General features: G+C 46.6%; 1 rRNA gene. It reads left to right on the forward strand.

The features are described 5' to 3' along the window. Positions 1-108, forward strand: a 5S ribosomal RNA gene (gene rrf / locus AAEY88_RS14970); the annotation flags it as partial. Positions 109-247: the final 139 nt, after the last annotated feature.

A 247-nucleotide genomic window follows, 5' to 3' on the forward strand; every position in this document is an offset into this window, starting at 1 on the left:
CCATAGCATTGTGGCACCACCTGATCCCATTCCGAACTCAGAAGTGAAACGTAATCGCGCCGATGGTAGTTTGGGGTCTCCCCATGCGAGAGTAGGTCATTTCCAGGCGCCTAATTTACTCGAAAGAGTAGTGAAACAGCCCGCTATTACATAGTGGGCTTTTTTACGTCTGCGATTTGAGATGTTAATGATATATCTGCTGTTAACGTGCGCTGACTCAGCAAAATATGATCGCAGTGTATCTGAG

Origin of the sequence: Psychrobacter sp. CAL346-MNA-CIBAN-0220 (assembly GCF_040309805.1) — a bacterium.
In the GTDB taxonomy this organism is placed as follows: domain Bacteria; phylum Pseudomonadota; class Gammaproteobacteria; order Pseudomonadales; family Moraxellaceae; genus Psychrobacter.